Annotated in this window: 7 protein-coding genes; 1 reads left to right on the top strand and 6 read right to left on the bottom strand. The window is 44.9% G+C overall.

Annotated elements, in window-relative coordinates:
* Nucleotides 1–431 precede the first annotated feature (431 nt).
* From NWQ57_RS19275 to NWQ57_RS19250, 6 genes are all read right to left on the bottom strand, one after another.
* On the bottom strand, nt 432–674 hold the full coding sequence (locus tag NWQ57_RS19275) for a thioredoxin family protein (protein WP_306023809.1): 243 nt from the start codon (nt 672–674) through the stop codon (nt 432–434).
* Between the two features lie 21 nt (nt 675–695).
* A complete protein-coding gene (locus NWQ57_RS19270; RefSeq protein ID WP_306023808.1) occupies nt 696–1676 on the bottom strand; it encodes a permease in 981 nt (326 codons plus the stop codon).
* Between the two features lie 90 nt (nt 1677–1766).
* Nucleotides 1767–2312: a cytochrome b/b6 domain-containing protein gene (locus NWQ57_RS19265; protein WP_306023807.1), complete on the bottom strand. Its 546-nt coding sequence runs from the start codon at nt 2310–2312 to the stop codon at nt 1767–1769.
* A gap of 64 nt (nt 2313–2376) precedes the next feature.
* Nucleotides 2377–4554, bottom strand: a complete 2178-nt coding sequence (gene katG, locus NWQ57_RS19260) for a catalase/peroxidase HPI (RefSeq protein WP_372340948.1) — start codon at nt 4552–4554, stop codon at nt 2377–2379.
* Nucleotides 4555–4788: 234 nt separating this feature from the next.
* A complete protein-coding gene (locus NWQ57_RS19255; protein ID WP_306023806.1) occupies nt 4789–5253 on the bottom strand; it encodes a hypothetical protein in 465 nt (154 codons plus the stop codon).
* Between the two features lie 527 nt (nt 5254–5780).
* Nucleotides 5781–6662, bottom strand: a complete 882-nt coding sequence (locus tag NWQ57_RS19250; protein ID WP_306023805.1) for a LysR family transcriptional regulator — start codon at nt 6660–6662, stop codon at nt 5781–5783.
* A gap of 99 nt (nt 6663–6761) precedes the next feature.
* On the opposite strand from NWQ57_RS19250, the gene NWQ57_RS19245 reads away from it, so the two are divergent.
* The coding region (locus tag NWQ57_RS19245) for an NADH-quinone oxidoreductase subunit L (protein ID WP_306023804.1) at nt 6762–7862 on the top strand (1101 nt) is incomplete at its 3' end.

Below are 7862 nucleotides of genomic sequence, written 5' to 3'. Positions count from 1 at the left end.
TGGTTTGCCAACCGCACGCGTCATTGGTTCGTTGAGTAAAGATGTTCAAAGTGTTCACCCAATCGTCTGCTCTTCGAAAAGTGGTAAGCTGGGCAGACTTAGCGACACTGTTCTGGCTTGATTCGATAAGTGGCCTTCTGGTCCTTACTTTAGGAAAGATGAAGAGCCAATTTTAGACGAAAAAGGCCGCTGGACAACTACAGTGAATGAGGCCTGACTTATCAACGATGCCTCTTAAAATGAACAAGACTTGCCCAAAAGCGTGAAATACTGCTCGTGTGATTACCTCAAAATCGCTTGGTACTTTTACCGTAAGGTTTCCTTGGTAATCACACTAATTCTCCTCATGCTGTTCACCTAATTCCTGTGAGGAGCTGTCTTTTTTACTTGCTCTGCGCTCTTTTCAATCTTGGATGATGCTAGCGTTGTCATTATTTTGTGTTTTTTAACCAACTTTCTACCAATATCTGAGGTGGAATAGAGCCTGCGTGTACTACTTTATTGTCTATTACAACCGCAGGGGTGCGCATCACCCCAAATTGCAAAATAATCTCTGGGCGGGTTTCTTTGACAACCTTTACCACTATGCTGTTTTGCTTAGCAATAGCTTGAATAAGCGCTGCGGTTTTAGTGCATTTGCTGCAACCACTTCCTAACACCATCATTTCTTTCATTGTTTTATCCCCGCAAATGTCTTAGCTAATTGCATTCAAAACCCAGCCTATTAGGGTAAACGAGGCCAGTAAGAGCGTAAAAATGATGGCCAGCAAACGCCAGGTCATCACTTGTTTAAGTAAAATAAACTCTGGAAAGCTCGCGGCCACTGTGCTCATACAAAACGCAAGCGTTGTACCAAGGGGTAAGCCTTTATTAATGAGCGTTTCCATTATCGGAATGACTCCCGTAGCATTGGAATACAAAGGAATACCAAGCAGTACTGCTAAAGGTACTGACCACCATTGCCCATCGCCAAGTGTTGACTCTACCCAAGCCACGGGTACAAACCCGTGCAGTCCTGCGCCTATGCCCACGCCAACAAATATCCACACCCAAACACGGCGTACAATATCTAACAATTCTTGTTTGGCAAAATCATGGCGCTGCCGAAAAGTAAGGGTTGCAGTACAACGTTTATCAATACGGGTAACGGGGTTTGCCGAGTGATAGGCCTTGAGCGCAAACGGCTGTAACATTTTTTCAGCATGGATCAAATCAAGCAATATGCCGCCCACTATACCGACGGCCATGCCTACTAGAATATAAATAAGGGTAAGTTTCCAGCCCACTAAACTCAGCAGCAACAATACTGCCACTTCATTAATAAGTGGCGAGCTTAGCAAAAACGCCATGGTGATCCCCACAGGAATACCTGCCGAGGTAAAGCCCAGAAAAACCGGAATACTCGAACACGAGCAAAACGGTGTGATCGCCCCAAAAATAGCGCCAAAAAAATAGCCTACAAATCGATTTTTGCTTGCCAAATAGTCTCGCACTTTTTCAATATTTAAGGATGCACGAACAAGGGCGATTAAATAAATCATTACCACTAATAGAAAAAATATCTTGCTGGTATCTTCGATAAAAAAGTGCAGCGCATCACTTAATTTATCATTAGCGCTTAAGCCCAGCAGCGTATAGGTAAACCAATCAGCTAACTCAGTAAAAATAGACAGCATATTGGTTTCTCATTTGGGATTATGATTTCACCTAGGCTCTTGCAATCATCTAGGTGTTAGTAAAATTGACTGTTGTGTACTTTTCCAACATTAGGCATTTTTATCTGATTTTTTAGGCATAAATACCATGAACTTAGCCAATGGACGTTTAAATACCAGTAAATAGCACACATGCAACCCGACAAAAAACACCAGTAAATTTGCAAAAAACTCATGACTGTCTTTTAGTCCTTCTTCATTTTTTTGTTGGTGTTTGTTTGCCTTTTGACTGTCATCGGCGTAGGCCACTGAAACAACAGACACCTGAGTCAAACCTATCGCCTTGCCCTTGTCCATGGCAATACCTGTCGCAGTAGTGGCCAATAAGCTCACGGCGATCCCTAACATGAATACCTTAGTAACAGCTGGATGAGTAAAGGCATTCGCTAATTTTAAGCCTTCAAAAGACGGATAAAACCGCATTAAGCCAACATTTGGATTACCACTGAGCACCCACATCAAGCGCAGTATTATGACTAAAGCAACACTATAACCGAGCCATACATGCACTATGCCCAGCTCAGCGCTTAAATAGGCTAAGATAGCCAGGACTGCGAGGGCAGCGTGATAAATTCGGACAAATTGGATAGTGTTCATTTTGATACTCTAATGAATAAGCACAAAGCGGCATTGATTTGAATCAATCAATGCCGCTGTAGTGTTAAAACGATGGAGAAAAGCGGTCTAGGTTCATGACTTTTACCCAAGCCAGCACAAAATCATCACGGAACTTTTTCTGCCCATCATCTGCTGCGTACACTTCGGCTACAGCGCGCAATTCAGAATTCGAGCCAAAGATCAGATCAACCGGGGTAGCGGTCCATTTCAACTTATTACTTTGACGGTCTCGCCCTTCGTACACCCCCTCTTCTTTTGCAGATTTAGACCAGATAGTTGACATATCCAATAAATTAACAAAATAGTCATTGGTTAAGACACCTGGCTTATCAGTAAATACCCCATGTTGGGCCTTACCGGTATGCACATTTAAGGCGCGCATTCCGCCTACTAATACCGTCATTTCAGGCACCGTTAGGCCCAATAAGGTCGCGCGTTCAATCAAGGACTCAGCCGGAGACTGGAGATTGTCGGCACTAAAGTAATTGCGAAAGCCATCAGAATTAAGCTTAAGCTGAGCAAACGACTCAATATCGGTTTGTTTTTGATTGGCATCCATACGACCAGGAGTAAAGGCTACGGTGATATCTTGTCCGGCTTTTTCTGCCGCTTGTTCAATAGCAGCTGCCCCGCCTAACACGATTAAATCTGCTAAGGAAACCTGTTTATCACCAGACTGGGCTTTATTAAAGTTTTGCTGAATGCCGGTTAAAACGCCCATTACCTTAGCCAGTTCGAGGGGCTGATTGACCTCCCAGTTTTTTTGCGGCTCTAGCCGTAAACGCGCACCATTGGCACCTCCACGCATGTCAGTGCCCCGAAATGAAGCCGCCGACGCCCATGCAGTACCCACCAATTGAGAAAGAGTTAAACCTGATGTGAGGATCTCGGCTTTCAACTTAGTGATATCCTGTTGACTGATTAATCCATGATGACGAACAGGAATGGGATCTTGCCACAACAAGTCATCTTTGGGGATGTCAGCTCCAACATAACGGGCTTTCGGGCCCATATCCCGATGCGTTAACTTAAACCATGCTTTTGCAAATGCCAGCTCAAACTCTTGTGGATGGTCTTTAAAACGTTGCGCAATAGGCCGGTAAATGGGATCTTCTTTAAGGGCGATGTCAGTCGTAAACATGATCGGCGCATGGCTTACGTCCACAAGATGGGCATCGCGCACCTGGTTTGCTGCTTGATTATCAACAGGTATCCATTGAATAGCCCCAGCAGGACTTTTGGTTTTTTCCCAGTCAAAGGTAAACAGATTAATTAAATAGAGTTGTGTCCAAGCCGTTGGGCTACCAGACCATGCCCCTTCTAAACCACTTGTAATAGTGTCTTCGGCGTTGCCTTTGCCGCAGGTGTTTTTCCAACCTAAACCCTGTTCTTCGACGCCAGCAGCGGCAGGCTCTGGGCCTAAACATTTAGCGGGGTCGTGGGCGCCGTGAGATTTACCAAAGGTATGGCCACCAGCAATCAGTGCTACGGTTTCTTCATCGTTCATTGCCATTCGGGCAAAGGTTTCTCGAATATCGATGGCCGCCGCCAATGGATCAGGATTACCATTAGGCCCTTCGGGATTGACATAAATTAAACCCATTTGCACCGCGGCTAATGGATTTTCTAGTTTTCTATCGCCGGTATAGCGCGCATCGCCTAAAAATTTTGACTCTGGCCCCCAATATACATAGTCAGGCTCCCAATCATCTTTACGCCCGCCGGCAAAACCGATAGTTGTAAAGCCCATCGATTCAAGCGAGACATTGCCTGTCAATACAATCAAATCTGCCCATGAAAGCTTACTGCCATATTTCTTTTTAATGGGCCACAACAATCGGCGTGCTTTATCTAAACTGACATTATCAGGCCAGCTATTTAGAGGTTCGAATCGCTGCTGTCCGCCTCCGGCTCCGCCCCTGCCGTCAGCCACACGATAAGTTCCTGCGCTGTGCCAAGCCATTCGAATAAAAAATGGACCATAGTGACCATAATCTGCAGGCCACCATGCTTGCGATTGAGTCAAAAGCGTTTCTATATCTTTTTTAACCGCTTTCAGATCGAGTGAGGCAAACTGGGCAGCATAATCGTAATCGCGCCCCATCGGATTAGACTCAGCAGCATTTTGACGAAGCGCTTGTAGATTCAGTTTATCCGGCCACCAATCACGATTGGTCATTGGTGCAGCATGGGCTGGCACAGCCACAGCGAAGGGCAACATAGCAACAAGGGCAGCGCTAAGGATTGAACGAGGTATTGTTAACATTAGTATCAACTCAGTAAAGTAATAGGTACCCTCAGCGTGTCGCTAATCCTGGTACCCATGGGCACTGCATACAAAGCTAAATCCTGCAGCATCAAAAAAGAGGGTTGGGTGTATGTAGTTGAGCAGCATCACAAAACGAGTCAGCAATCGCTCAAGAGTGGTCTTGTAACTTGTGATGTTACGCTCAAATCAATCCACGACTCTGTGTGCCTGCTTAGGTCGTAATTCTCGCTGTGCACTGTGTTCCATCATTTGATTCATCAAATCGCGCATCATGTTCATGCGTCCCTCCATCAGATCCATGCGCTGGCCCATCGGCACCATTTGCTCATTTTTCATCTTGTCGGGCCTGCCTACTTGCTGCTCAGAGGTATTCATCATGTTTATGTGTTCCTGCATTTTTTGCATATGCTCAGCCATTAACACCTCACGTTTTTCTTGGCTGTCTTCATGCACAATTTGCTGCATCAGCGCAGACATCTCTTGCATTTTAGTTTGCATGGCCATGTGACCTTGCGGGTGCATCATCGCTTGATGCTCCATCATTTGTGCGGTATTGCTGTGGGTAGTAGTGGTAACATTTTTTGCAGTGTTGGCTGATACAGGTAGTGAGATACACACCGCAAAAATGGCTAAATTCAGATATTTTTTCATCGTTATAACGCTCTGTATGGCGATAGCTCGTCGGCTAACTCAGCAGTTATAAGCGGTGTGCACGCAATAGTCGGTACGCTATCGCACGCTTTACGCTCAAAGTGTTTGCACAATTTGACTTTTGCTTGGCGGCCATAGTCGATTTCCCTGACTGATTATTGGGCTTATTTGACCTGCAATTACTTAGCGGCAATGAGCAACAAGTAGCAGAGTTGTTAGAAAAATTTGCTCGTATCTTAGGTGAAGCCAAGGAATGTATTGCAGCGAAGCACCCAGAGCAATGCGGCACAACGATCTCACGGTCGCAAAAGAATATCTGCAGGCATTGAGTAATAGTGGATGGGCAATACATTCACCTGCGACGCATGACAGATCTGCAGCTAGGGCGTTGAAAGCTAAGGTCCTGCCAACAAAGAACTGGCACCTGTCGCAGCTTGTTACCTTAACCAAAGCCACTTTGGGTGTGATGGTTATACATGAGGATACGCTTGGCTACATGCAAAGTGGATGCGCGGAATAAGACGTATCTAACGAAAGATAGACTTTGCCAACAGTTCATCAAGAATGGGCGGACGCTTACTGCGTTTAACCGTAATGGCATAAAAATGTTCAAAGGCCTTGGGTAAACTTAAATATTCAATCAATGAGCCTGCGCTTAATTCATCTTTTACAACCACTTTAGGTAAGACCGCTAGCGAGCCACTATCACGGGCCAGTAGTCGCAACATTGCCATGTCGTCTACTTGGGTTTGTATGTTGGGTTCAAATTGAAAATGGCTGCAAAATGCATCGAAACTAGCGCGAATTTCACTTTGTTTACCCGGTACAACCCAACGAAAATCCTTATAACCTTGAGGAAATTCACTCTTAGGTAATAAATCAGGTGGGCCAACGATGGATAAGGGCTGACGACCTAAGAGTTGGACTTGCCATAAATTACCTGCGTCTACTGCCACATTGACGTTAGATAACACCACATCTAATTTGTGATTTGATAATTCATTTAACAGATTGGTAATGCCTTTAGATAACAAGGTAAATTGCACATCCTGACGTTGCAATAAAGGGGAAATAAAGGCTTCAATAAAGTTTCTCGACATGACCGACATCACACCAATACGCAGTGGTTGTGTGGCAGATTGCGAATTTCCCTTGAGTAATGACGCGAGCTCTTCGCCTTTGCTGAAAATATCGTCGGCTAAAATAAGGGCTTGCTGCCCCTGTTGCGTGAGAATCAATCTACGCCCTTTTCGCTCAAATAAATTCACATCCATCGTATGTTCTAATTGTTTGATTTGTGATGATAAAGCAGACTGAGACGTATGCAATTCTTGGGCTGATTGGGTTAAGTTGCCACTTTTTGCTACATGCCAAAAATAGTATAAATGATGGTAGTTTAATCGATTCATAATTCTTTAAAACAGAACGTTTAATTAATATTTATCTATTTTACGGAATGTTGTTGCGTTTGCATACTAGCGCCATCTATAAAAATGGAAACAAACGGTATGCAAATTCTCCTATCCGCACTTTTACTGGCAGTAGGTTGCTGTTTTGCCCTCGCGTGCTTTAACTTTAAAATACTAGGCCGATGGCGCAATATGACGTGGTTGTATGGCTTGGCTTTGCTTTTGTCAATTAGCTTTGCTGGAATAAGCCTCTACAGCCAGCAGCATCCTTTCTTATGGTTTAACCCTTCAATTATAACGACGCTGTTAATCCCACTCGTGTCGTTTTTGGCTTTGGTTTTAACCCGTTATGCACGCACCTATCTTGAAGGCCAGCCGCGAATTCATTATTTTCAACAGTGGTTTGCCTTGTGCTTACTCAGTGTATGGACGGTACTGAGCAGTAATCATATGGCGGTGTTTATTAGCGCTTGGGTAGCCATCAGTTTTTGTTTTCACCGTTTACTGATGATGTTTCCTGAGCGCCCGCGCGCCGCATTGGCTGCCCATAAAAAATTTATCTTTGCGCGTATCGCCGAGTTGAGCTTATTCACTGCTTTTTTATTGTTATATGCCCATTGGCAAAGTCCGTGGATCAGCCAGTGGACAGCGAATATCGGCCAATTAGACGCCCTTCCCCGCCCACTGGTTTTCGCTAGCGTACTGGTAGTGATTACTGCCATGATTAAATGCGCGCAGTTACCCATCCACGGCTGGTTGATCCAAGTAGTCGAATCCCCTACGCCCGTTTCAGCCTTACTGCACGCTGGCATTGTGAATTTGGGCGGGTTTTTAGTTATCGTATTTGCGCCGCTAATTAGCTTATCGCCAATGGCGATTTGGACCCTGCTCATTTGGGCTGGACTGAGCGTGGTTATTGCTGCACTTGTGGTACAAACCCGAATAAGCATTAAAGTAAAGCTGGCATGGTCGACCAGCGCGCAAATGGGCTTTATGCTGCTTGAATGTGCGCTGGGGTATTACGAACTAGCCATCTTGCATCTTTTGGCCCATTCGCTTTACAAAGCTTACGCCTTTTTGGCCTCTAGCTCAGAAGTCGACAAATATTTGCTTCGCCAAATAAACGGCTCAAACACCCCTAGCTTCAAACAAATAGCAGCAAGTTTACTACTTGGAACAGCTTCAGTAGCCCTTTGGCAC

It is taken from the genome of Paraglaciecola sp., from assembly GCF_030730205.1.
GTDB lineage: Bacteria > Pseudomonadota > Gammaproteobacteria > Enterobacterales > Alteromonadaceae > Paraglaciecola.
This window is presented reverse-complemented; position numbering and strand designations above follow the sequence as displayed.

What these genes read in the sequence shown, in the direction of transcription:
- NWQ57_RS19255 (WP_306023806.1), bottom strand. Translation starts at nt 5,253, where the DNA reads ATGAAAAAATATCTGAATTTAGCCATTTTTGCGGTGTGTATCTCACTA.
- NWQ57_RS19275 (WP_306023809.1), bottom strand. Translation starts at nt 674, where the DNA reads ATGAAAGAAATGATGGTGTTAGGAAGTGGTTGCAGCAAATGCACTAAA.
- NWQ57_RS19270 (WP_306023808.1), bottom strand. Translation starts at nt 1,676, where the DNA reads ATGCTGTCTATTTTTACTGAGTTAGCTGATTGGTTTACCTATACGCTG.
- NWQ57_RS19250 (WP_306023805.1), bottom strand. Translation starts at nt 6,662, where the DNA reads ATGAATCGATTAAACTACCATCATTTATACTATTTTTGGCATGTAGCA.
- katG (WP_372340948.1), bottom strand. Translation starts at nt 4,554, where the DNA reads ATGTTGCCCTTCGCTGTGGCTGTGCCAGCCCATGCTGCACCAATGACC.
- NWQ57_RS19265 (WP_306023807.1), bottom strand. Translation starts at nt 2,312, where the DNA reads ATGAACACTATCCAATTTGTCCGAATTTATCACGCTGCCCTCGCAGTC.